This is a genomic window from Micromonospora sp. NPDC050397, assembly GCF_044901685.1.
Lineage (GTDB): Bacteria > Actinomycetota > Actinomycetes > Mycobacteriales > Micromonosporaceae > Micromonospora_G.
The window spans coordinates 53168-74870 of sequence record NZ_JBJDPS010000007.1 but is presented as its reverse complement, the minus strand read 5'-3'; the positions used below and the strand labels follow the sequence as shown (position 1 = coordinate 74870).

Annotated in this window: 16 protein-coding genes; 15 read left to right on the top strand and 1 reads right to left on the bottom strand. The window is 70.4% G+C overall.

The window, feature by feature from the left end; genetic code table 11:
- Positions 1–61: 61 nt before the first annotated feature.
- The gene (locus tag ACI2K4_RS23405) at positions 62–1645 is read right to left on the bottom strand and encodes a thiamine pyrophosphate-binding protein (RefSeq protein WP_404514157.1); all 1584 of its coding nucleotides are present in this window, start codon (positions 1643–1645) and stop codon (positions 62–64) included.
- Positions 1646–1988: 343 nt separating this feature from the next.
- Between ACI2K4_RS23405 and ACI2K4_RS23400 the strand changes: the two genes are divergently transcribed.
- The 15 genes from ACI2K4_RS23400 (at position 1989) to ACI2K4_RS23330 (ending at position 21691) form a co-directional block, all read left to right on the top strand.
- Entirely contained in the window at positions 1989–3176 is a 1188-nt protein-coding gene (locus ACI2K4_RS23400) for a sensor histidine kinase (protein ID WP_404514156.1), read from the top strand.
- The gene (locus ACI2K4_RS23395; protein ID WP_404514155.1) at positions 3173–3859 is read left to right on the top strand and encodes a response regulator; all 687 of its coding nucleotides are present in this window, start codon (positions 3173–3175) and stop codon (positions 3857–3859) included. Before ACI2K4_RS23400 ends, ACI2K4_RS23395 begins: the two co-directional genes overlap by 4 nt.
- 136 nt (positions 3860–3995) lie before the next feature.
- Positions 3996–4934 (top strand): ABC transporter ATP-binding protein, encoded by a 939-nt coding sequence (locus ACI2K4_RS23390; RefSeq protein WP_404514154.1) that lies wholly within the window; start codon positions 3996–3998, stop codon positions 4932–4934.
- Between the two features lies 1 nt (position 4935).
- Positions 4936–5790 carry an ABC transporter permease gene (locus ACI2K4_RS23385; protein ID WP_404514153.1) on the top strand — a complete coding sequence of 285 codons (855 nt, stop codon included), beginning with the start codon at positions 4936–4938 and terminating at the stop codon, positions 5788–5790.
- Between the two features lie 502 nt (positions 5791–6292).
- Positions 6293–7273 carry an ABC transporter substrate-binding protein gene (locus tag ACI2K4_RS23380; protein ID WP_404514152.1) on the top strand — a complete coding sequence of 327 codons (981 nt, stop codon included), beginning with the start codon at positions 6293–6295 and terminating at the stop codon, positions 7271–7273.
- 88 nt (positions 7274–7361) lie between these two features.
- Positions 7362–8888 (top strand): sugar ABC transporter ATP-binding protein, encoded by a 1527-nt coding sequence (locus ACI2K4_RS23375; RefSeq protein WP_404514151.1) that lies wholly within the window; start codon positions 7362–7364, stop codon positions 8886–8888.
- Positions 8885–9961, top strand: coding sequence for an ABC transporter permease (locus ACI2K4_RS23370; protein ID WP_404514150.1), 1077 nt, complete (start codon positions 8885–8887; stop codon positions 9959–9961). Before ACI2K4_RS23375 ends, ACI2K4_RS23370 begins: the two co-directional genes overlap by 4 nt.
- Positions 9958–10989: a galactofuranose ABC transporter, permease protein YjfF gene (gene yjfF / locus ACI2K4_RS23365; RefSeq protein WP_404514148.1), complete on the top strand. Its 1032-nt coding sequence runs from the start codon at positions 9958–9960 to the stop codon at positions 10987–10989. The genes ACI2K4_RS23370 and yjfF overlap by 4 nt, the downstream gene beginning before the upstream one ends.
- A 51-nt stretch (positions 10990–11040) precedes the next feature.
- Positions 11041–12039 (top strand): LacI family DNA-binding transcriptional regulator, encoded by a 999-nt coding sequence (locus ACI2K4_RS23360; protein ID WP_404514398.1) that lies wholly within the window; start codon positions 11041–11043, stop codon positions 12037–12039.
- A gap of 272 nt (positions 12040–12311) precedes the next feature.
- Positions 12312–13763: a sugar ABC transporter ATP-binding protein gene (locus ACI2K4_RS23355; protein ID WP_404514147.1), complete on the top strand. Its 1452-nt coding sequence runs from the start codon at positions 12312–12314 to the stop codon at positions 13761–13763.
- A complete protein-coding gene (locus ACI2K4_RS23350; RefSeq protein ID WP_404514146.1) occupies positions 13760–14761 on the top strand; it encodes an ABC transporter permease in 1002 nt (333 codons plus the stop codon). The genes ACI2K4_RS23355 and ACI2K4_RS23350 overlap by 4 nt, the downstream gene beginning before the upstream one ends.
- Positions 14758–15768 carry an ABC transporter permease gene (locus ACI2K4_RS23345; RefSeq protein ID WP_404514144.1) on the top strand — a complete coding sequence of 337 codons (1011 nt, stop codon included), beginning with the start codon at positions 14758–14760 and terminating at the stop codon, positions 15766–15768. Before ACI2K4_RS23350 ends, ACI2K4_RS23345 begins: the two co-directional genes overlap by 4 nt.
- A gap of 77 nt (positions 15769–15845) precedes the next feature.
- Positions 15846–17039: an ABC transporter substrate-binding protein gene (locus ACI2K4_RS23340; protein ID WP_404514143.1), complete on the top strand. Its 1194-nt coding sequence runs from the start codon at positions 15846–15848 to the stop codon at positions 17037–17039.
- A gap of 57 nt (positions 17040–17096) precedes the next feature.
- Entirely contained in the window at positions 17097–17978 is an 882-nt protein-coding gene (locus tag ACI2K4_RS23335; RefSeq protein ID WP_404514141.1) for a sugar phosphate isomerase/epimerase family protein, read from the top strand.
- Positions 17979–18139: 161 nt separating this feature from the next.
- Positions 18140–21691: a ThuA domain-containing protein gene (locus ACI2K4_RS23330; protein WP_404514140.1), complete on the top strand. Its 3552-nt coding sequence runs from the start codon at positions 18140–18142 to the stop codon at positions 21689–21691.
- The last annotated feature ends 12 nt before the right edge of the window (positions 21692–21703 follow it).

Here is a 21703-nt window from a genome sequence, read left to right as displayed (position 1 = left end):
CGGGACTTGTACCCGCCGCCGTCAACGACAGCGGCGGGTACGCCCCCGTCTCAGCCCCGGGTCACCAGAGCGGTGGCAGCGCGGCCATGTCGAGCTTGACGTCGATCAGCAGCGGCCGGTCCCGCTGGGCGATCGCCTTGGCCGCCCGCTCCAGGTCTTCGGGGCGGCGCACCGTGCAGCCCTGGCCGCCCAGCGCTTCCGCCACCGTGGCCAGCTCGGGCCAGTCGAAGAAGGCCAGGCCGGTGTCGAGTCCGTGGTCGACCAACTGCACGTGCTCGGCACCGTATCCCGCGTCGTTGCAGACGACGACGATGAGGTCCAGGCCGTAGCGGACGGCGGTGTTGAACTCGGCCAGACCGCCGTGCATGAAACCGCCGTCGCCGGTGACCATCAGGATCGGGCGGCCGGGCGCGGCGAACGCGGCGCCGACCGCAGCGCCCATGCCGGTCCCGATCGAGCCGAAGTTGTTCGGATACACGAAGGACCTCGGGTCCGGAGCCTGAATCAGCTTCCACGCCTGCACCATGAACCGGCCGCCGTCGGTGACGTAGATCCGGTCCTCCGGCACCGCGTTGTCGAGGTAGCTCAGCGTCGACCAGAGGTCGACGGTGCCTTCGGCCGTCTGCTTGGTCGGCCAGGTGGGCGGTGCGAGCGGTGCCGGAGCGGGCGCCGCCGCACCGCCGGCACCGAGCCCGTCGAGAAGGGCGGCGGCGACCCGCCCCGGGTCACCGACCAGGCCGACGTCGACCGGCGCGGCCAGGCCGATCTGTCCGGCGTCCGGCTCGCAGTGGATCAACCGCTTGCCCCGGAGGAAGTCGCCCCCTCGGGTGGTCAGCTTGGTGAGGCTGGTGCCGAACGCGATCACGCAGTCGGCGTTCTCCCAGACCTCGGCGACCTCGGGCGAGGCGAGCCTGCCGAGGAAGCCGAGGTCGCGGGGGCTGCCACGGAACAGGCCGTTGCCCTTCAGGGTGGTCGCGACCCGCGCCCCGATGCGATCCGCCAACGCCAGCAACTCGGCCCGGTCGTCGCGGGCGCCCCAGCCGGCGAGCAGCACCGGTTGACGCGCCTCGGCGATGATCTCCAACGCCCGCTTCAGCGAGGCGGCGTCGGGCTCGGTCCGCGTTGCCGGCACGACGGTCTGCACGACCGGCGGGGTGCCCGTTTCCTTCGTCATCAGCTCGACGGGGACGTTCAGCACCACGGGACGACGCTCGGCACGGGCCTGGCGGATGGCGGCGGCGGTGTCGGCGGCGGCGGTACCCGCCGACCTGACCTGGACAAAGCCGGCTCCGGTCGGCAGGACGACGTCGCGCTGCGCGATGTTCTGGACGCTGGCCGGGTCTTCGGTGTCGCCGGCCACCAGCACCAGGGGCACCCGGCCGCGTACCGCCTCGACCAGCCCGGTCAACGTGTTGGTCAACGCCGGCCCGTGGGTGACCGTGGCGACCGCCAGCCGGTCGGAGACGTAGCCGTAGCCGAACGCCATGAACATGACGCCGGCCTCGTGCGCGGCCGCGACGTACGTGCCCTTGTACTCATTGACAAAACTGTCGACGAATCGCAGGTTGCCGTCCCCGACAAGGCCGAACACGGTGTCGACGCCATCCTTGACAAATACGTCGGCTATCGCCGAATACACCTTCATTGATAATCCCCCCCAGGATTCGGTCCGCTGGCGCGGGTGGCCATGAGCCGGACAGGCTCTACTTTTACTTCTCGGGCATTAGATGCACACCGAGGGAGGACACATATGGCACGAATCACGTCCGGCGAGGCGCCGCGAAATGGCGTGATGCAGCTCTCCAGATCGAACTACTTCTCACCATTTTCCCGGCTGACGTCACAGATCTTCTCCGGCTGACGTCACAGATCGCGGACCGCTTTCCGCGATCCGGACTTCCGACGCGACGACGGACATCGTTGCCGTTCCGGGCCGATCCTCGACGACGTGGGGGACGGCTCCTCGGGGGTTGACGTAACGTCACGGTATGTGGGATATGGGGTGGTGGCGGCGGACGGCCCGCTTCCACCCGTACGCCCTCGACGCGGCGGCGGCCGTCGGCCTCTTCGCGGTCAGCATCGGCGAGCCCCTGGTGGACCCCGCCCCGGTCCGGGGTCAGCTCAGCGCGGGCGAGATCGCGTTCAGCGCGCTGGTCTGCGCGGCGGTGGCGCTGCGTCGCCGCTGGCCGCTGCCGGTGCTGGCGTTCTGTAGCGCGGCCACGGCCGCCTCGATCGCCTTCGGCGCCGCCCGCAACCTCTCCACCTTCGCGGTGGTGATCGCGGTCTACACGGTCGCGGCGACCACCAACCGGATCACCGCGATCACCGCCGGTACGTTCACCGCGCTGCTCCTGGTGGCCGGGGCGATCTACTCCTCGTCCCGGAGTTCGTGGCTGGACTCGGAGAAGATCGTCCTCGCCCTCTGGAGCGGGTTGGCCACCGCCGTCGGTGACGCGGTACGCAACCACCGCGACTACATCACCGCCGTGGAGGAACGGGCCACCCGGGCCGAGCAGAGCCGGGAGGAGGAGGCCCGGCGGCGGGTGGCCGAGGACCGGCTGCGCATCGCCCGGGACCTGCACGACGTGATGGCGCACAACATCGCGTTGATCAACGTACAGGCGGGGGTGGCCGGGCACGTGCTGCGGAGCAATCCGGAGGCGGCCGAGCAGGCCCTCGGACACGTACGGCAGGCGGGTCGGGCGGCGCTGGACGAGCTCGGCACGGTGCTGGGCGTGTTGCGCCAGTCCGACGACGCCACCGCGCCGACCGAGCCGACCCCGACGCTGAACCGGTTGCAGGAGTTGGTCGACTCGTTCCACCGGACCGGGCTGTCGGTGCGCTGGCGCCTCTCCGGGCAGCCGTACCCGCTGCTGGCGGCGGTGGACCTGGCGGCGTACCGGGTGGTTCAGGAGTCGCTGACGAACGTACACAAGCACGGCGGCGGCGCGGCCCGGGTCGGTCTGGACTACCGGCCGGAGGCGCTCACCGTCGAGGTGGAGAACGATCCCGGGCCGGGTCAGCCGGCCGCCGGTCCGGTCGCCGGCACCGGGCACGGACTGCTCGGCATGCGGGAGCGGGTGACCGCCGTCGGCGGGACCCTGGACGCCGGGCCGCTGCCCGGCGGGGGTTTCGGCGTACGCGCGGTGCTGCCCGGCGGTCAGGACAAGTCATGACGATCCGGGTGCTGCTGGCCGACGACCAGAACCTGATCCGGGCCGGTTTCCGGGTGCTGGTCGACTCAGCTCCCGACCTGGAGGTGGTCGGTGAGGCGACCACCGGGTTGGAGGCGGTCGAGCTGGCCCGGACAACCCGGGCCGATGTGGTGCTGATGGACATCCGAATGCCGGATCTGGACGGGTTGGCCGCAACCCGACAAATCACCGAGGACGAGGGCCTGGCCGGCGTACGGGTGTTGATCCTGACCACCTTCGAGGTCGACGAGTACGTCCTCCAGGCGCTGCGGGCCGGGGCGAGCGGCTTCCTCGGCAAGGGCGTCGACCCGGCCGAACTGCTGGACGCGATCCGGGTGGTGGCGCGCGGCGACGCCCTGTTGTCCCCGGTGGCCACCAAGGGCCTGATCGCCCGATTCCTGTCCCAGCCCGAGGACCAGACTGCCGCCGCCACCGTGCCGGCACAGCTCAACACGCTCACCGAGCGCGAACGGGAGGTGCTGGTCCTGGTCGCGGCCGGGCTCTCCAACGACGAGATCGCCGAACGGCTCGTGGTCTCGCCGCTGACCGCCAAGACCCACGTGAACCGGGCGATGGCGAAGCTCGGCGCACGGGACCGGGCTCAGCTCGTGGTGATCGCGTACCAGAGCGGGTTGGTCCGGGCCAACGAACCCCCATCACACTGAGTAAGCGGCTCGCTATACCACCTCTGTAGTACACCAGGTGTCTGCGTCCGGACGACGACGCGTACCCCCAGCAGAGGCGATGGTTGGGGACATGCGCCGCCGCTGGCGGCACGGCCCCGATGAGGAGCGTCCGAGCATGATCGAAGTGAAGAACCTGGGCAAGCGGTACGGCGACAAGATCGCGGTGGACGACCTGAGCTTCACCGTCCGCCCCGGCATCGTCACCGGCTTCCTGGGTCCGAACGGTGCCGGCAAGTCGACCACCATGCGGATGATCGTGGGCCTGGACGCGCCCACCTCCGGCACGGTGACCGTCAACGGCCGCCGCTACACCGACCACGCCGCGCCGCTGCACGAGATCGGCACCCTGCTGGAGGCGAAGGCCGTGCACACCGGGCGGTCGGCGTACCACCACCTGCGGGCGCTCGCCGCGACCACCGGGATCTCGCGTCGCCGGGTGGACGAGGTGATCGAGCTGGTCGGTCTGCGCGAGGTGGCCCGCAAGCGGGCCGGTGGCTTCTCCCTCGGCATGGGACAGCGACTCGGCATCGCCTCGGCGCTGCTCGGCGACCCACAGACGATCCTGCTCGACGAGCCGGTCAACGGGCTGGACCCGGAGGGGGTCCGGTGGATCCGCAACCTGCTCAAGGACCTTGCGGCCGAAGGACGTACCGTCTTCATCTCCTCGCACCTGATGAGCGAGATGGCGCTGACCGCCGAACACCTGGTCGTGGTCGGCCGGGGGAAGCTGATCGCGGACGTGCCGATGGCGAAGTTCTGCGGATTGGCCTCCACCAGTGGCGTCCGGGTCCGCTCGCCGCACGCGCACCAGCTCGGCGAGCTGCTCGCCGGTCCCGAGGTCACGATCAGCAGTGCCGAACGCGGGGTGCTGGAGATCTCCGGACTGAGCACCGAACAGATCGGCGAGCGCGCCGCCGCCGCCGGCCTCACCCTGCACGAACTCTCGGTGCAGCACGCCTCGCTGGAGGAGGCCTTCATGGAGCTGACCCACGACGCGGTCGAGTACTCCGCCACCACCTCGCCGCAGCCCGTACTCGCCGGAAAGGCCGCCTGACATGACCACCACGATGCTGGAAACCCGCGCTCTCGCGAGTACGCCGGGCGTGGCGCGTACGCGTCACCGCCGGACCGGGCGGGTCACCCTCGGCCGCGTCATCCACTCCGAGTGGATCAAGATCTGGTCGCTCCGGTCGACGGTGGTCAGCCTGCTCGCCACCGTCGGCGTGGTGGTCGCGCTCGGGCTGCTCTTCTCCGCCGTCGCCTCGGGACACGTCGGTGGCGACTCGTTGGGCATCGGAGCCGGTGGCACCGCCGACCCGGTCGGCGCCAGCCTCGGCGGCGTACAGCTCGCCCAGCTCGTGATCGGGGTGATCGGCGTACTGCTGGTGGCGGGTGAGTACTCCACGGGCATGATCCGTACCACGCTCGCGGCGGTGCCGAAGCGGCTTCCGGTGCTCTGGGGCAAGACCCTCGTCTTCGGTGGCGTCACGCTCGCCCTGACCCTGGTCGGTACGCTCGCCGCCTTCTTCGGCGGCCAGCAGATCCTGGGTACGCACGGCGTCGACCTGTTCGATCCCGGCGTGCTCCGGGCGGTGGTCGGCGGAGCCGTCTACCTGACCGGCGTCGGTCTGCTCGGCCTGGCCCTGGCCGCGATGCTGCGGGCCACCGCCGCCGCGATCGCCGCGCTCTTCGGCGCCATGCTGGTGGTGCCCGGACTCTTCCCGCTCCTGCCGAGCAGTTGGAACGACGCGGTCGGGCCGTACCTGCCGTCGCACGCGGGTGAGTCCTTCATGGCCGTCACCCCGAGCGCCGGGATGCTCGGCCCGTGGGCCGGGCTGGCGGTCTTCGCCGGTTACGTCGTTGTCGCCCTCGCCGCGGCGGCCGTCCTGCTCAAGCGCCGCGACGCCTGACCCGCGCGCCTGAAGCGCAAGGAAGGGCCCCTTATTAACGCATAGCGTTAATAAGGGGCCCTTCCTTGCATGTGTGGGGGCAGCCGGAAGCGGTCTCCCGACGGCCGGGCGGCAGGCGCGTGGAAAACCGTGGATGTGAACGCTAACAGGCTGATCGCTCGATGTCCACGCCCGGATGGCCAGTCGCCCTGGGCGGGCGGCGCTACCTCAAATCACAGATAGGTAGCGGTCGAATCAAACCCTTGACGGCCGCGATGAGAGCGTTAACACTACCGAAACGCGGGGGCCACACGACGGCCCTCACCCCCACAACACCCGCGTCGACCGGCCTCGGTCGGCGCCCGTTCAACGGGCGATCAGCTCCCGGATGGACACACCACCGGGACACCCGCCCCATCCGACAACGACAGATCGGTTCACCGGAGCCGGGGACGCGGACACCAGGCGGCAGGAGTCCCCCCGACGCCACCCCCAAGACGTTCCGACGGGTCAGGAGGAAGCGGTGTTCAGAAGGATTTCCGCAGCGGCGCTGGGTGGACTGCTCGCAGTCGCCTCGCTGACCGCCTGCGGCGGCGGTGACGGCGCCGGTGGCGCCGGTTCGGACGACACGATCACCATGGGCTTCGCGCAGGTCGGCGCGGAGAGCGGTTGGCGTACGGCCAACACCAAGTCCATCCAGGACGCGGCCAAGGAAGCCGGCATCGAGCTGAAGTTCTCCGACGCGCAGCAGAAGCAGGAGAACCAGATCAAGGCGATCCGCAGCTACATCACCCAGCGGGTGGACCTGATCGCGTTCTCCCCGGTGGTCGAGTCCGGTTGGGACACCGTGCTCAAGGAGGCCAAGGACGCCGGCATCCCGGTGATCCTGACCGACCGCGCGGTGGACTCGCCGGACACCTCGCTCTACAAGACCTTCATCGGCTCCGACTTCGTGGTCGAGGGCGAGAAGGCCGGCGAGTGGCTGAAGAAGGAGTACGAGGGCAAGACCGACCCGGTCAACATCGTGGAACTCCAGGGCACCACCGGTGCCGCGCCGGCCAACGACCGCAAGGAGGGCTTCGCCAAGATCATCGGCGCCGACCCGAAGTTCAAGGTGGTCGCCTCCCAGACCGGCGACTTCACCCGGGCCAAGGGCAAGGAGGTGATGGACGCCTTCCTCAAGGCGCAGCCGAAGATCGACGTGCTCTACGCGCACAACGACGACATGGGCCTGGGCGCGATCGAGGCGATCGAGGCCGCCGGCAAGAAGCCCGGCGTCGACATCAAGATCGTGACGGTGGACGCGGTGAAGGACGGCATGCAGGCCCTCGCCGACGGGAAGATCAACTTCATCGTCGAGTGCAGCCCGCTGCTCGGCCCACAGCTCATGGACCTGGCCAAGAAGGTCCTCGCCGGCGAGACCGTACCCCAGCGGGTGCTGACCGAGGAGACCACCTTCACCCAGGAGCAGGCGAAGGCCGCGCTGCCGGACCGCAAGTACTAGACCCGGCGACCAGCCAGGGAACGATCTCCGGTCGCCCCGGCGCGCCGCCGGGGCGACCCGCCCACCGCACGGGAGAAGGGCTTCAGCCATGGCAGCAGGCCGGGCGATCCTCACGATGACCGACATCGGCAAGCACTTCCCAGGGGTCGTGGCCCTGGACCACGTCGACTTCCGCCTCTTCCCCGGCGAGGTGCACGCCCTGATGGGCGAGAACGGCGCCGGCAAGTCCACCCTGATCAAGGTGCTGACCGGCGTCTACCGGCACGACCACGGCCGAATCGATCTCGACGGCGGGCAGGTCGCGTTCACCGGGCCACTCGCCGCCCAGCAGGCCGGCATCAGCACCGTCTACCAGGAGGTCAACCTCTGCCCCAACCTCTCGGTGGCGGAGAACATCTTCATCGGCCGCGAGCCCCGACGCTTCGGCCACATCCGCTGGGCGGAGCTGCGTCGGCGGGCCGCCGACCGGCTGCGCCGGCTCGACCTCGACATCGACGTCTCGACCCCGCTCGGCGCCCACTCGCTCGCCGTACAGCAGATGGTGGCGATCGCGCGGGCCATCGACACCGACGCCAAGGTGCTCATCCTGGACGAGCCGACGTCCAGTCTGGACGCCGCCGAGGTGGCGCAGCTCTTCCGGGTGATGCGCCAGCTCAAGGAGGAGGGGCTGGCGATCGTCTTCGTCACCCATTTCCTCGACCAGGTCTACGAGATCTCCGACCGGATCACGGTGCTGCGCAACGGCCGGCTGATCGGCGAGCACCGGACCGCCGAGCTGAGCCAGCTCGACCTGGTCGCCAAGATGATCGGCAGCGAGCTGGCGGTGCTCGAACAGCTCGACGAGCAGCCCAAACCGCCGGTCGCCGCGATCGAACAGGGCGCCCCGGTGGTGCAGGCCCGGGGCCTGGGACGGGAGGGCGCGATCGCGCCGTACGACCTGGCCGTGCACCGGGGCGAGGTGGTCGGGCTGGCCGGGCTGCTCGGCTCGGGCCGGACCGAGGCGGCCCGGCTGCTCTTCGGCGCCGACCGGGCCGACCAGGGACAGGTCCTGGTCGACGGGGCGCCGGTCATTCTGCGCGGGCCGCACAGCGCGATGGCACACGGCATCGGCTTCTGCTCGGAGAACCGCCGGGCCGAGGGCCTGGTCGAGGAGCTGACCGTACGGGAGAACATCGTGCTCGCCCTCCAGGCCAGCCGGGGCTGGTCCCGCCCCATTCCCCGGCGCCGCCAGGACGAGCTGGTCGACCGGTACGTCCAGGCGCTGCGGATCCGACCCGCCGACCCGGAACTGCCGGTACGCGCGCTCAGCGGCGGCAACCAGCAGAAGGTGCTGCTGGCCAGGTGGTTGATCACCGAGCCCCGACTGCTGATCCTCGACGAACCGACCCGGGGCATCGACGTCGGCGCCAAGGCCGAGATCCAGCGCCTGGTGGTCCAACTCGCCGACGACGGGATGGCGGTGCTGTTCATCTCGGCCGAGTTGGAGGAGGTGCTGCGGTTGAGCCACAAGGTCGCGGTGCTCCGGGACCGGCGGGTGGTCACCGAGTTGGAGAACAGCGGCGACCTGGACGCCGACCGGGTGATGGCGGCGATCGCGGGCGGGTCGGCGTCATGACGAACCTGATCCGGCACCCGCGCACCGCCGACCTGGTACGCCACCGCCTGTTCTGGCCGCTGCTGGTCCTCGTCCTGCTGCTGCTCGGCAACCTCGCCTTCACCCCGGGCTTCCTCTCGATCCAGCTCCGCGACGGGCACCTCTACGGCAGCCTGATCGACATCCTGCGGCTGAGCGCGCCGCTGGTGCTGGTCGCGCTCGGCATGACGGTGGTGATCGCCACCGGCGGGATCGACCTCTCGGTCGGCGCAGTGGTGGCCATCGCCGGGGCCCTGGCCTGCCTGCGGATCAGCGAGCAGGACAACCAGCAGAGCGTGGCCATGGTGCTGGTCGCGGTCGGGATCGCCCTGCTCGGATCAGTCGTCCTGGGGCTCTGGAACGGCCTGCTGGTCGCCGCCGTCGGCATCCAACCGATCATCGCGACCCTGATCCTGATGGTCGCCGGCCGGGGCATCGCCCAGCTCGTCACCGGTGGGCAGATCATCACGGTCACCTCGGACCCGTACAAGCTGATCGGGGCCGGCTACTGGTTGACGTTCCCGTTCTCGGTGCTGATCGCGGTGGTGGTCACGGCGGTGGCGGTGGTGCTCACCCGGCGTACGGCGCTGGGTCTGCTGGTCGAGTCGGTCGGCGGCAACCCCCGGGCCAGCCGGCTCGCCGGGATCCGGTCGCGCGGGCTGGTCGTGGGCGCGTACGTCTTCTGCGCGCTCTGCGCCGGCGTCGCCGGCCTCATGATCAGTTCGAACGTCTCCAGCGCCGACGGGAACAACGCCGGGCTGCTGATCGAACTCGACGCGATCCTCGCCGTGGTGATCGGCGGCACCGCGCTCTCCGGTGGTCGGTTCTCGATTGCCGGCACGGTGATCGGCGCGGTCATCATCAAGTCGCTGGACACCACGATCTACACCATCGGCATCACGCCGGAGACCACCCTGCTGTTCAAGGCGGTCGTGGTCATCGTGCTCTGCCTGGCCCAGTCGCCCGCGTTCCGGGCCAGGGTGTTCGCCCGCCGTCGGCGGCCCGACCCGCCGGCACCCACCGCACCGGCACCGAAGCTGGAGGTCCCGGCATGATCGATCTCGGCCACGGCGGCGGCAACGGGTCGGGCACCCGGACCGCCGTGCTCGGCACCGCCGGGGCGCGCTTCGCCGGCTCCCGACAGCGCTACCTGCCGGTGCTGGCGACCCTTGCCCTGCTGGCCCTGATGTACGGCCTCGGGGCGGTCAACTACGAGGGCTTCTCGGACACCCAGGTCCTGCTCAACGTACTGATCGACAACGCGTTCCTGCTGGTCGTCGCGGTCGGCATGACGTTCGTGATCCTGACCGGCGGGATCGACCTGTCGGTCGGGGCGGTGGTCGCGCTGACCACCATGATCTCGGCTTCGCTGCTGGAGCAACGCGGCTGGCCGCCGGGGGTGGTGCTGCCGCTGGTGCTGCTGATCGGCGCCGTCTTCGGCCTCGCCATGGGCTGCGTCATCCACTTCTTCGAGATCCAGCCGTTCATCGCCACCCTCGCCGGGATGTTCCTGGCTCGTGGGCTCTGCTACGTGATCAGCACCGACTCGATCCCGATCACCGACTCGTTCTGGACCTCGATGGCCCAGGGCAAACTCCGGGCCGGCGGCTTCTTCGTCTCGATCAGCGTACTGATCGCCCTGGTCGTGGTGCTGGTCGCGGCGTACGTGCTGGCGTACACCCGGCTCGGCCGGGACGTGTACGCGGTCGGCGGCAACCCGCAGTCGGCGCTGCTGATGGGGCTGCCGGTGGGGCGTACCCGGATCGCGGTCTACACGATCAGCGGCTTCTGCTCGGCGCTCGGCGGCGTGCTGCTCAGCTTCTACATGCTCTCCGGGTACGGGCTGCACGCCACCGGCCTGGAACTGGACGCGATCGCCGCGGTCGTGATCGGCGGCACCCTGCTCACCGGTGGCTCCGGCTACCTGTTCGGGACGGTGCTGGGGGTGCTCGTGCTGGGTCTGATCCAGACGATCATCACTTTCCAGGGCGACCTGAGTTCCTGGTGGACGAAGATCGTCATCGGCGTACTGCTGGCCGTCTTCATCCTGCTGCAACGAGCGGTCGCCCGGCGTGCGCCGTAACCGGCCGGGGCGGCGGGCGTGGTGACGCCGATAACCGGCCGCCGGGCCGTGATGGCGGACGTGGCCCGGCTGGCCGGGGTCTCGCACCAGACCGTGTCACGGGTGCTCAACAACCACCCGAACGTACGCCCGGAGACCCGCGAGCGGGTGCTGGCGGCGATCGGTGCGCTGAACTACCGGCGCAACGCGCTGGCCCGGGGGCTGGTCCGACGCCGCTCCCGGGTGCTCGGCGTGGTCAGCTTCGACACCACCCTGTTCGGCCCGGCGTCCACCCTGTACGGAATCGAGCGGGCGGCGCGGGCGGCCGGTTACTGGGTCAGCATCGCCACCCTGGAACGGATCGACCGGGCCGGGGTGCTCGCCGCCGTGGACAAGCTGGCCGAGCAGTCGGTGGAGGGGGTCATCATCATCGCCCCGCAGCTCGCCGCCGCCAGCGCGCTGCACAGCCTGCCGGCGGGGCTGCCGACGGTGGCGGTCGAGGCGGGACTCGACGGACGTACCCCGGTGGTCGGGGTGGACCAGGTGGCCGGTGCCCGGCTCGCGGTCGAGCACCTGCTGGGGCTCGGTCACCGTACGGTGTGGCACATCGCCGGCCCGCCGGACTGGCTCGAGGCCCAGGACCGGGTCGCGGGTTGGCGAGCGGTGCTCCGCGCCGCCGGCCGACCGGTGCCGCCGATGATCACGGGCGACTGGAGTGCCCGGTCCGGTTACGCCGCCGGCAAGGCGCTGGCCCGGCGGGGTGAGGTGAGCGCGGTCTTCGCCGCCAACGACCAGATGGCGCTCGGCCTGCTCCGCGCCCTGCACGAGCGCGGCGTACGGGTGCCGGAGCAGGTCAGCGTGGTGGGATTCGACGACATCCCGGAGGCGGAGTTCCTCATCCCGCCGCTGACCACGGTCCGGCAGGACTTCGACGAGGTGGGGCGCCGGAGCATGGCCGCGCTGCTGCGCCTGTTGGACCTGGACGACGCCGGGGAGCCGACCGAGCCCCCGGTCGGCTCGGTCGTGCCCACCCTGGTACGACGCGGCAGCACGGCGCCACCGCCCGAGTGACCCCGGGTGCCGGCGAGGGCACTCGGGCGGCAATCCATAGCGGACCGGCTTTTCCGGACGATCTCATCAACTTTTGGTTGCCGACGCAAAAGTATTACCACTTCGTGCGTAACTTTCGCTTTACATGACGGTCATGAATGCCTACTCTTCGATGCCAAGGGTCGCCGGACACGGGGGTGGCGCGGATGACAGACGTTGCGTCGACGGAGGACAACGAGCCATCGGACCCCGTTCTGCTGCGAATGCGGGCGATCACCAAACGGTTTTTCGGAGTGACGGTTCTCGATCAAGTTGATCTCGAATGTCGACGCGGCGAGATCCACGCCGTGATGGGCGAGAACGGCGCCGGCAAGTCCACGCTGATGAAGGTGCTGGTCGGCGCGTACCAGCCGGACGGCGGCGGAATCACGATCGACGGCACCGAGGTGCGCTTCACCCATCCCCGGCAGGCGATCGACGCCGGGGTCAGCATCGTGCACCAGGAGCTGAACCTGTTGCCGGAGCGGACCGTGGCGGAGAACATCTGGCTCGGCCGGGAACCCCGGCGACGCCTCGGCGTCGACCGGCGCGCGATGGAGGCGGCCTCGGCCGAACTGCTCGCCAGCCTCGGCGCCGACGACGTGGTCGCCCCGCGCACGCCGGTCGGCCGGCTGCCGGTGGCGCAACAGCAACTGGTCGAGATCGCCAAGGCGCTCTCCTTCGAACCCCGCATCCTGGTGCTGGACGAGCCCACCGCAGCCCTCTCCCCGCACGAGGTCGACGCGCTCTTCACCCGGATCCGGCGGCTGCGGGACAACGGCCTGACCGTGCTCTACATCTCGCACCGGCTCAAGGAGATCTTCGAGCTGACCGACCGGGTCACCGTGCTCAAGGACGGCCGCCGGGTCGACACCGTCGAGACGGCGAGCGTGCAACCCGGAGAGCTGGTACGGATGATGGTCGGGCGGGACCTCGACCACTACTTCCCGCCCCGGGCCGCCCCCGGACAGGCCGGCGCCACCCGGCTGGCCCTGCACGGCGGGGCCGCCGGTCCACTGCACGACCTCGACCTGGAACTGCGTGCCGGCGAGATCGTCGGGCTGGCCGGACTGGCCGGATCGGGCCGGACCGAACTGGCGAAACTGCTCTTCGGCGCGACCCGGCTGACCGCCGGCACCCTGACCGTCGACGGTCGGCCCCGCCGGCTCCGTTCACCCCGGCACGCGATCAGGTGCGGCATCGGCCTGCTGACCGAGGACCGCAAGTCCGAAGGGCTGGTGCTGCCGCTCTCCGTACGCGACAACAGCCTGCTCGCGGTCCGGGCGATGGGCGCGGCGGGCCGACGCGGCGCGGGCGCGACCGTACGCGACCTGCTGGACCGGGTGCAGTTGCGCGGCGGCGCCCCGCACCGGGAGGTGCGCTACCTCTCCGGCGGCAACCAACAGAAGGTGGTGCTGGCCAAGTGGCTCGCCACCGGAGCCGACGTGCTCATCTTCGACGAGCCGACCCGGGGCATCGACGTCGGCGCCAAGGCGAGCATCCACGAGCTGATGCGGGAACTCGCCGGCAACGGCGCGGCGATCCTGATGATCTCGTCCGAGCTGCCCGAGGTGATCGGGATGGCCGACCGGATCCTGGTGATGCGGCGGGGCACCATCGCCGGCAGTCTGCCGGCCGGGGCCAGCGAGGCCGAGATCATGCTGCTGGCGACCGGTGAGGCCGACCTGGAAGGTGCCGCCCGATGACCGCGCAGACCCTCTCCCCCGCGCTCGGCCGGACCGGGCCGCCCCGCCTCGGCTTCGCCAGCGCCCCGGTCTGGCTCGTCTTCGGCGGGGTGTTCGCCGTCGCCTGGCTGCTGGTCGAACTCGACGGCGGCAACTTCATGACGGTCAGCAACCTACAGAACATGGCGGTCCGGTCGGTGGCGCTCGGCCTGGTCGCGGTCGGCCAGACCATCGTCCTGATCGGCGGCTCGCTGGACCTGTCGGTGGCGTACACGGTCGGGGTCACGGCGGTCGCGGCCTCCTTCGTGATGCAGGGCGACCCGGACCGGATGGTGCTCGGCGTACTGGTCACGCTCGCCCTCGGCGTCACGATCGGGCTGGTGAACGGGCTGGTCATCACCGGGCTGAAGGTGAACGCGTTCATCGCCACCCTGGGCACCTCACTGGTGATCAGCGGCATTCTCAACGCGCTGTTCACCAACTTCACCGGTTCGGTGCCGCGCGCCTTCCAGGGCCTGGGCTACAACGCGGTCGGGCCGGTGCCGGTGTCGGTGATCCTGCTGCTCGCCGTCGTCGGCGGCGCCTGGTGGGTGCTGCGGCGCACCCGCTTCGGCCACCATCTCTACGCGGTCGGCGGCAGCGCGGAGGTGGCCCGACTCTCCGGGGTCCGGTCGGCCAGGGTGATCGTCACCGCGCACGTGCTGTGCAGCGTCACCGCCGTACTGACCGGGCTGTTCCTGGTCAGCCGGTTGCGGTCGGGTGCGCCGTGGGTCGGCACCGACGGCGGCTACGACCTGGAGTCGATCGCCGCGGCGGTGGTCGGCGGCACCGCGCTCGCCGGTGGCCGGGGCACGGTCGCCGGCACCCTGGCCGGGGTGCTGATCCTGGCCGTGATCGACCAGGTGTTCAACCAGTACGAGGTGAACGCCTTCCTCAAGACCCTGATCCGAGGACTGATCATCGTCGGCGCGGTCGCGCTCTACGCGCTGCGTACCCGGCGGGACGAGGCGGGGCTGTGACCGTCACCGAGCAACCGGCACCGGACGTACGGCGGGGCGAGGGGGCCGGGCGGCGGGCCTGGGGTCTGCTGCGGGCCGTGCCACCGATCTGGGTGATCCTGCTGGTGGTGATCGCGGTGCTGGCCTGGCGCAACCCGGTCTTCATCGAGCCGGACCCGTTCGCCAACTTCCTGCGCCGGTCGGCGCCACTGGCCATCCTCGCCGCCGGCCAGGTGTACGTCATCATCGCCGGGGAGTTCGACCTCTCCGTCGGCGCCCTGGTGACGGCCGTGGTGGTGGTCGCCGCCCGGCTCTCCGACGGCGACCCGGGCAACACCTGGTGGCTGGTTCCGCTGCTGCTCGCCGGGGGTCTGCTGGTCGGGCTGGTCAACGGGCTGGTCACCACCCGGCTGCGGGTGCCCTCGTTCATCGCCACGCTGGGCATGCTGCTGGTGCTCAACGGGGCGGTGTTCCTCTGGTCCGGCGGCGCACCGCGCGGATCGCTGGCCGACAACTTCCGGGAGCTGGGTCGCCGCGGGATCGAGGGCGCGTTCGGTCTGACCATGCTGCCGTACGCGGTGCTGATCCTGGTGGCGGTCGGCCTCGGGCTCTGGTGGCTGCTCGGGCACAGCCGGTTCGGCCACCAGGTCTACGCGGCCGGTGGCAACCAGCGGGCCGCCGCCCTCTCCGGTGTGGACGTACGCCGGGTCCGTACCACCGCGTTTGTCATCTCCGCGCTCTGCGCGGTGGTGGCCGGAATCCTGCTCGGCGGCGCCACCGGGGTCACCGCCGAGGCGGGTGTCGGCTACGAGTTCCAGGCCATCGCGGCCGTGGTGCTCGGCGGCGCGGTGCTCGGCGGGGGGCGGGGCAGCGTCGGCACGGCGATCGCCGGTGCGCTCACCCTCCAGGCCCTCTTCTCACTGCTGAACCAGTTCGGCCTCGCCCAGTCGCTCCGGCAGGTGGTGCAGGGCGTGATCATCATCGGCGCCGCCGCGTACGCGGCACGCAGGATGCGCCGCTCGGGCTGACCATCGGCGGGTCAGAGCCGGTTCCACCGCTCACCGAAACGCCACGATTCACGGCCAACCGGAAGGAGAAAGGCCCGATGCGTTCCCCCACCACACTGCGCCGACTCGCGCTCGGCGCGGCGGCGGTGCTGGCCCTCGCCGGCTGCAACTCCACCGCCCCCGAGGACGGGGAGGGTGACGGCGGACCGGCCGGAAGCGGCACCGGCAGCCAGTCGTCCTTCTTCGTCCAGGCCGACTACGACGAGCAGGTCAAGCAGCGGGAGATGAGCCCCACCGGCCCGGCCGACTCGCCCTGGTTGCAGGCGATCGCCCCGCAGATGACCGACACCGCGAAGTTCACCAAGCCGGGTCCGCACACCATCTGCTTCTCCAACGCGGCGGTGAACAACCCGTGGCGGCAGGTGGGCTGGACCACCATGCAGGCCGAGGCGAAACTCCACCCCGGTGTCACGCTCACCGCCGTCGACGCCGAGGGCAAGGACGAGAAGCAGATCAGCGACATCGAGGGGCTGATCGCCGGCAAGAAGTGCAGCGCGCTGATCGTCTCGCCGAACACCACCAAGGCGCTCACCCCGGCGGTGGAGAAGGCGTGCGCCGCCGGGCTGCCGGTGGTCGTTTTCGACCGGGGGGTGGAGACCGACTGCCCGACCACGTTCGTCCACCCGATCGGCGGCTACGCGTTCGGCGCCACCGCCGCCGAGTTCCTGGTGGAGAAGGTCAAGAAGGGTGGCAAGATCCTCGCGCTGCGCATCCTGCCCGGGGTGGACGTGCTGGAGACCCGCTGGTCGGCGGCAAAGGTGATTTTCGACCAGGCCGGGGCGAACGTGGTCGGGGTCGAGTTCACCGACGGTGACGCGGCCAAGGTGAAGACCATCGTCAACGACTACATCGAGCGGTTCGGCACGATCGACGGCGTCTGGATGGACGCCGGGGCCACCTCGGTCGCGGCGATCGAGGCGTTCGAGGACGCCGGGGCGGAGGTGCCGCCGATCAACGGCGAGGACCAGCAGGACTTCCTGAAGATCTGGCAGGAGAAGAAGCTGACCGCGATCGCGGCCACCTACCCGACCTACCAGTGGCGTACGCCGGTCATCGCGGCGGTGGAGATCCTCGCCGGCCGGCAGGTGCCGAAGGAGTGGGTGCTGCCGCAGCCGACCATCACCGAGGCCAACCTCGCCCAGTACGTGCTGCCCGACATGCCGCCGCTGCACTACGCGCTCTGCGGCTGCGAGAAGATGCCCGGCTTCCCCGAGGTGTGGGGCGGAAAGTAACGGACCCCCGGGGCCGTCGGTTGCCGCCGCCGGCCCCGGACCACCGGAAGGAGCAGCGTGTACGGCATCGGCGCGAACACCTGGATCTGGGTCTCCCCGCTCACCGACGACCGGCTCGCCGTACTCGCCCCACGGATCGCCGGCTGGGGTTTCGACACCGTCGAACTGCCGATCGAGTCGCCGGGCGACTGGGATCCGGGTCGTACCGCAGACCTGCTGGCCTCGCTCGGGCTCACCGCGACCACCTGCGCGGTGATGCCGCCCGGCCGGGACCTGGTGACCGACGACCCGGACGTGGCCGAGGCGACCGCCGACTACCTGCGGGCCTGTGTCCGGGCCGCGGCCCGGATCGACGCCCGGGTGGTCGCCGGGCCGATCTACGCGCCGGTCGGGCGGACCTGGCCGCTCGACCCGGCCAGGCGTCGCCGGACGATCCGGCGGCTGACCGACCGGTTGCGCCCGCTCGCCGAGTACGCGCGGTCCCACCGGGTGACCCTCGCGCTGGAACCGCTGAACCGGTTCGAGACGAGCCTGGTGAACACCGTCGAGCAGGGGCTGGAGGTGGTCGAGGCGGTCGGCGACCCGGGGCTCGGCCTGGCCCTGGACACGTTCCACATGAACATCGAGGAGCGTGACCTGCCCGCCGCGCTGCGGGCCGCCGGCCGGTGGCTGGCCCACGTGCAGGTCTGCGCCAACGACCGGGGCGCACCGGGCGCCGACCACCTGGACTGGTCGGGCCTGGTCGACGCGCTGGTCGAGGTGGGATACGCCGGCCCGCTCTGCATCGAGTCGTTCACCTCGGAGAACCGTACGATCGCCACGGCCGCCGCGATCTGGCGCCCGCTGGCACCGAGCCAGGACGAGCTGGCCACCGCCGGGCTGGCCTTCCTGCGGTCGCTGCTCGCCGGGCGGGAGACACCGGCACCGGCCGGACGCTGACCCCGCCAACACCGGCACCGCCAAATAAGACATAAGACATTGACTTTTATCGATCAATAAGGTCAACCTGGAACCCGGATACGAATGCGCGGGGGACGGTCCCCTGTTCGGCGGCGCATTCCAGCGGTCACCACCACCGCTGCCCGTCGAAAGGAGACGGCATGCGTCGCCGTTTCTCGGCCCTGTTCACACTGTTCGCCGTACTACTCACGTTCTTCGTACTGCCGGCACAACCGGCGGCGGCGGCCCCGTTCCGCGCGCTGCTCTTCTCCGAGACCGCCGGTTACCGGCACGACTCGATCCCGGCCGGCATCACCATGTTCAACCAACTCGCGGCCGAGCACGGGTTCACCGTGGTCGCCTCCGAGGACTCGGCGGTCTTCACCCCGGCCAACCTCGCCACCTTCGACGTGGTGATCATGTTCCAGACCTCCGGCATGGTCTGGGACAACGACGCCCAACGCCAGGCGATCCAGGGGTACGTCGCGGCCGGCGGCGGAATCGCGGCCATCCACAACGCCACCGACATGGGCATCGAGGGTTCGTTCCCGTGGTGGGACAACCTGGTCAACGGCGGCGCCCACATGCCCGAGCACTCCCCCGGGGTGCTGCCGGGCACCGCGAACGTGGCGGACAAGGCCCACCCCTCCACGGTCGGGCTGCCGGACCGCTGGAACCGCAGCGAGGAGTGGTACAACTTCGACCGCAACCCGCGCGGCGACGTACACGTGCTGGTCACGGCGGACGAGCGCACCTACAACCCGGGCGGCGCCGCGATGGGCGCCGACCACCCGATCTCCTGGTGCCGCGAGGCCGAGGGCGGTCGGGTCTGGACCACCGCGATGGGGCACGCCGCCGGGTCGTACAGCGAACCGCTGTTCCGTCAGCACCTGCTCGGCGGCGTGCAGTGGGCGGCCGGCGACAAGCCCGGCGACTGCGGCGGCACGATCTGGGGCAACTTCGAGAAGGTCGCGCTCGACGAGAACACCGTCGACCCGATGGCGGTCGACATCGCCGCCGACGGCCGGGTCTTCTACGTCCAGCGCGCCGGCCAGCTCAAGATCTTCAAACCGGCGACCAGTTCCACGGTCACCTCGGGCACGCTGAGCGTCTACACCGGCGGCGAGGACGGACTGGTCGGGATGGCACTCGACCCCAACTTCGCCACCAACGGATGGATCTACCTCTACTACTCGCCGTCGGCCGCGACCACCGACATCAACCGGCTATCCCGGTTCACCGTCAACGGCGACACCCTCGATCCGGCCAGCGAACGGGTGCTGCTGGACGTGCCGGCGTACCGCTCGCGCACCAACCCGGAGCCCGGCCACACCGGCGGGTACGTCGCCTTCGGCCCCGGCGGCAACCTCTACCTCTCGGTCGGCGACGACACCCCACCGAACTACGACCCGGCCTGGCAGGGTTACGCCCCGCTGGACTGGCGGCCGGGCAGGTCGTTCCTGGACGCGGCCCGCTCCGCCGGCAACACCAACGACCTGCGCGGCAAGATCCTGCGCATCCACCCCGAGCCCGGTGGCACCTACACCATCCCGAGCGGCAACCTCTTCGCCCCCGGCACCGCGAACACCCGCCCGGAGATCTACGCGATGGGCTTCCGCAACCCGTTCCGCTTCCAGGTCGACCCGGAGACCGGCTGGATCAACATGGCCGACTACGGACCCGACCGGGGCGGCCCGACGACCAACCGTGGACCCGAGGGACTGGTCGAGATCAACGTGATCCGGCAGGCGGGCAACTTCGGCTGGCCGTTCTGCCACGGCGACAACCAGGCGTACGCGCCGTACAACCCGGACACCGGCGTGGTCGGGGCGAAGTTCAACTGCAACGCTCCGGTCAACAACTCGCCGAACAACACCGGCCTGACCACCCTGCCCCCGCTGGTCCAACCCCAGGTCTGGTACGGCTACGGCGTCTCGCCGCAGTTCCCGGAGGTGGGCGAGGGCGGAGCGGCACCGATGGGTGGACCGGTCTACCGCTACGACGCGGCGTCCACCTCGCCGACCAAGTTCCCGGCGTACTACGACGGGGTGCACTTCTTCTACGAGTGGGCCCGCAACTACGTCAAGGAGATCCACTTCGACGCCAACGGCGGGCTGGTGAAGATCAACCCGTTCCTGCCCGGCGTCTTCTTCAACAAGCCGATGGACATGCGGTTCGGGCCGGACGGTTCGCTCTACGTGTTGGAGTGGGGCGCCAACTTCGGCGGCGGCAACAACGACTCCGGCCTCTACCGGATCGACTACTCCAGCGGCGACCGGTCACCGATCGCCAAGGCCACCGGCACCCCGAACAACGGCCGTACGCCGCTGACCGTGCAGTTCTCCAGCGCCGGCTCGTACGACCCGGACCCCGGTGACGTGATCACGTACGCCTGGGACCTGGACGGCAACGGCAGCACCGACTCGACCGCGGCCAACCCGACCCGGACCTACACCAGCAACGGCAACATCACCGCCCGGTTGACCGTCACCGACAACACCGGCAAGAGCGCCTTCGCCAACGTACCGATCACCGTCGGCAACACCGCGCCGACCGTGACGATCACCGGCCCACCCAACGGCGGCATGCTCGACTTCGGCCAGCAGGTGACGTACGCGGTGTCGGTGACCGACCCGGAGGACGGCACCGTCAACTGCTCCCAGGTCTTCCTGAACCCGGCCCTCGGACACGACGACCACCAGCACCCGACCAGCGACTACGCCGGCTGCACCGGAACCGTCTCCACCGAACTGCTCGGCGGGCACCCGGACGGGGCCAACCTGTACTACGTGCTCAACGCGCGTTACCAGGACAACGGGGCCGGATCGGTGGCCCGGCTGACCGGCTACGCGCACACGATCCTGCAACCGAAGCACAAGCAGGCCGAGTACTTCACCGGCCAGTCCGGCATCCGCGTGATCGACCAGGGCGGCGCCGAGAGCGGCAAGCGGATCGGCGACGTCAGCAACAACGACTGGATCATGTTCGACCCGATGAGCGTGCAGGGCATCACGTCGGTCAGCTACCGGCTGTCCAGCCCCTCCGGAGGCGGCTCGATCGAACTGCGGGCCGACTCCCCCACCGGTCAACTGCTGGCGACCGCGCCGGTGGCGGCGACCGGCGGCTGGGACACGTACGTCTCACAGGCCGCCGTACCGGTCGCCGCGCTCGCCGGCAGCCACAAGCTGTACATGGTGTTCAAGTCGTCGGCGAACAACAACTTCGACCTCGACTCGTTCACCTTCGGCGGCGCCGGGGTCGGCACCACCCCGTCCGGTGGCATCGCCGGGCGGACCTGGACCCTCACCGCCACCCACAGCGGCAAGCTCGCCGACGTGAACGGCCAGTCGACCGCCGACGGGGCGGTGGTGCACCAGTGGGCGGCGACCGGCGGCACCAACCAGCGTTGGCAGGCGGTCGACGCGGGCGGCGGCACGGTGCAGCTCAGGGCCGTACACAGTGGCAAGTGCATGGCGGTGACCGGCGGCTCCACCGCCAACGGCACCGGCGTCACCCAGGTCACCTGCGGTACGGCGGCGAGTCAGCGCTGGCAGCCGGTGGCGCAGTCCGGCGGCGTCTACGAGTTGCGGGCGGCCCACTCCGGGCAGTGCCTCGACGTCAACGGCAACTCGGCCAACGACGGAGCCACCCTCATCCAGTGGCCCTGTAGCGGCGCCACCAACCAACGCTGGCGCCTCACCCAGCTGAGCTGATGTGTAAGGAAG

Excerpts from the sequence above, each read along its gene's own strand:
- ACI2K4_RS23330 (WP_404514140.1), top strand. The coding sequence starts at position 18,140 with ATGCGTCGCCGTTTCTCGGCCCTGTTCACACTGTTCGCCGTACTACTC.
- ACI2K4_RS23385 (WP_404514153.1), top strand. The coding sequence starts at position 4,936 with ATGACCACCACGATGCTGGAAACCCGCGCTCTCGCGAGTACGCCGGGC.
- ACI2K4_RS23395 (WP_404514155.1), top strand. The coding sequence starts at position 3,173 with ATGACGATCCGGGTGCTGCTGGCCGACGACCAGAACCTGATCCGGGCC.
- ACI2K4_RS23350 (WP_404514146.1), top strand. The coding sequence starts at position 13,760 with ATGACCGCGCAGACCCTCTCCCCCGCGCTCGGCCGGACCGGGCCGCCC.
- ACI2K4_RS23370 (WP_404514150.1), top strand. The coding sequence starts at position 8,885 with ATGACGAACCTGATCCGGCACCCGCGCACCGCCGACCTGGTACGCCAC.
- ACI2K4_RS23405 (WP_404514157.1), bottom strand. The coding sequence starts at position 1,645 with ATGAAGGTGTATTCGGCGATAGCCGACGTATTTGTCAAGGATGGCGTC.
- ACI2K4_RS23340 (WP_404514143.1), top strand. The coding sequence starts at position 15,846 with ATGCGTTCCCCCACCACACTGCGCCGACTCGCGCTCGGCGCGGCGGCG.
- ACI2K4_RS23390 (WP_404514154.1), top strand. The coding sequence starts at position 3,996 with ATGATCGAAGTGAAGAACCTGGGCAAGCGGTACGGCGACAAGATCGCG.
- ACI2K4_RS23400 (WP_404514156.1), top strand. The coding sequence starts at position 1,989 with ATGTGGGATATGGGGTGGTGGCGGCGGACGGCCCGCTTCCACCCGTAC.
- yjfF (WP_404514148.1), top strand. The coding sequence starts at position 9,958 with ATGATCGATCTCGGCCACGGCGGCGGCAACGGGTCGGGCACCCGGACC.
- ACI2K4_RS23375 (WP_404514151.1), top strand. The coding sequence starts at position 7,362 with ATGGCAGCAGGCCGGGCGATCCTCACGATGACCGACATCGGCAAGCAC.
- ACI2K4_RS23360 (WP_404514398.1), top strand. The coding sequence starts at position 11,041 with ATGGCGGACGTGGCCCGGCTGGCCGGGGTCTCGCACCAGACCGTGTCA.